General features: G+C 68.6%; 1 protein-coding gene and 1 pseudogene. Both read right to left on the bottom strand.

Annotated features, from left to right (window positions below; translation table 11 throughout):
• Positions 1-272: pseudogene (locus tag L0H79_RS21860) on the bottom strand (AraC family transcriptional regulator); the annotation flags it as partial.
• A complete protein-coding gene (gene metG / locus L0H79_RS21855; protein ID WP_301486869.1) occupies positions 269-2,185 on the bottom strand; it encodes a methionine--tRNA ligase in 1,917 nt (638 codons plus the stop codon). The pseudogene L0H79_RS21860 and the gene metG, both read right to left, overlap by 4 nt.
• Positions 2,186-2,553 lie beyond the last annotated feature (368 nt).

Below are 2,553 nucleotides of genomic sequence, written 5' to 3'. Positions count from 1 at the left end.
ACCTCGGTGGGGGGCAGGGCGATGGCGCCGACGATGACGGGGAACCGGTCGATGACGTCCATCGTGAACTCGATGCCGTCAAGGTCGCAGCCGACCTGGACCAACCGGGTGACCCCGACCGACCTCGCCCGAGACACGGCCTCGGCGACCGGGAGTGGCTCGCCGCCCTCCCGGGTGATGTCGAGGTGCGCGTGGTTGTCGACGACCTCGATCGGCAGCGGGTCGGGGGCAGGCGGCAGGCCTCGATGCGCCGAGGACGAGTGTGCGCTCATGCCTCGGATGCCTCGGAAGTCACAGCCACCTCGGCTGTTACAGCCGCTTCGGATGCCACAACAGCCCCGGCAACCACAGCCGGATGGGGCGGACCCTCGGGCTGCGTGTGGTCCTGGCGCATCCGCTCGATCTCCTCGTCGACCACCGACGGGTCGAACTTCGTGAAGACCGGCGTGGGCTTGGCGATCGGCGTACCGACCACGACGGGGCGCGGCTCCCACCTCGGGGTCGCCGAGTAGTCGCCGGTGATGATCGGGTAGGGCCTGCCGTTGTCGAGGTCGGTGACCTCCTCGAGCCGGGGCATCGGCATGAGCTCGCCCTGGCCGCCCATGACGACGTGCACCCGGTTGGCGCCGTGCGGCAGGAACGGAGCCGTCATCGTGTTGAGGTCGCTGACCGCCTGGGCGAGCACGTGCAGCACCGTCCCGAGGCGTTCACGCTCGTCCTCGCCCTTGAGCTTGAACGGCTCCGTCTCTGCCACATAGCGATTCGCCTCGCCGACGATCCGCATCACCTCGGCGATGCCCTGCTTGAAGCGCTGCCGCTCGATGAGCCGCCCGACCGTCTCGAAGCCACCGCGCACCGCGGCGAGCAGCGCTTCGTCGACCGGCTCGAGCGGCCCGGCCACTGGGATCTGCCCGAAGCTCTTCGCGATCATCGAGGCCGTCCGGTTGACGAGGTTGCCCCAGCCGGCGACGAGCTCGGAGTTGTTGCGCTGAATGAACTCGGCCCACGTGAAGTCGCTGTCCTGGTGCTCCGGTCCGGCCGCGCAGATGAAGTAACGGAGGGGGTCGGCGCCATACCGGTCGAGCACGTCACGGACGTAGATGACATGCCCACGCGACGTCGAGAACTGCTTGCCCTCCATCGTCATGAACTCCGACGCGACAACCTCGGTCGGCAGGGCCAGCACGCCGTACTCCCCCGGCTCGCCGCCGTGGGCGCCCCGCCCGGCATAGGCGAGCAGCTCGGCGGGCCAGATCTGGGCGTGGAAGGTGATGTTGTCCTTGCCCTGGAAGTAGTAGCTGCGCGGCGGCTGGTCCTGTGTCGCGTCCCAGAAGTCGCGCCACCGCTCCGGCTCGCCGATCCGCCGGGCCCACTCGATCGAGGCCGACAGGTAGCCCACGACCGCGTCGAACCACACGTAGAAGCGCTTGTGCGGCTGGTCGCGCCACCCCTCGATCGGCACCGGGATGCCCCAGTCGAGGTCGCGCGTCATGGCCCGCGGCCGGACGTCCTCGAGCAGGTTCTTGGCGAACTTGATGACGTTGGGCCGCCACAGCCCGGTCGCCTCCCGCTCGTCGAGCCACTCGCGCAGGGCGTCGGCGAGCGCCGGCAGGTCGAGGAAGAAGTGCTGCGTCTCGACGAACTCGGGCCTCTCGCCGTTGATCTTGCTGCGCGGGTCGATCAGGTCGGTCGCGTCGAGCTGGTTGCCGCAGTTGTCGCACTGGTCGCCGCGTGCTTCGCCGTAGCCGCAGATCGGGCAGGTGCCCTCGATGTAGCGGTCGGGCAGGGTGCGCCCGGTCGACGGGCTGATCGCGCCGCGGGTGGTCTGCTCGATCATGTAGCCGTTGCGCCAGTCGCCGGTGAACAGCTCCTGCGCGACGGCGTAGTGGTTGGCCGTCGTGGTGCGGGTGAACAGGTCGTAGGACAGGCCGAGGTCGGTCAGGTCGGTCGCGATGACGCGGTTGTACTTGTCGGTGATCTCCTGCGGGGTCAGACCTTCCTTCTCGGCCAGGACAAGGATCGGCGTGCCGTGCTCGTCCGTGCCCGAGACCATGAGCACGTCGTGTCCGGCCATCCGCATGTACCGGCTGAAGACGTCGGAGGGCACGCCGAACCCGGCCACGTGGCCGATGTGGCGCGGGCCGTTGGTGTACGGCCAGGCGACGGCAGACAGGACTTTGCTCATAGCCCCCGATCCTAGGGTGGCGCGCTTCGTGGGGTATGCCGCTCAGCGCGCACCTGCCATCCCGCTCCTTCCCTGCCGACACGGTTCCCGATGGCGGCTCGGGATGACTGGGCTGGAGCACTTCGCTGCTGGCCGCGAAGGGGTACTGCCACGGCAAAGAGTAAGCCCGCCCACGAAGGAGACGGCAAGCTCAATGACAGACCACGCCCCGCACGTCGTCACCCAGAACGACGGTCAACAGGCTATAGGCCCGGAGGTGGCGGACGAACTCACGCGCGTGGTCGACCGCACGGCCCCGCGCCTTTTCGCACTTAGTGCCTGTGATGAATTAGTCTAGTCTGGTTCGGGCGTGTCGCGCGGTGCCGGGT

This window comes from Intrasporangium sp. (genome assembly GCF_030452765.1).
GTDB lineage: Bacteria > Actinomycetota > Actinomycetes > Actinomycetales > Dermatophilaceae > Intrasporangium_A.
The sequence above is the reverse complement of the archived record's forward strand: the minus strand, read 5'-3'. Positions and strand labels throughout refer to the sequence as shown.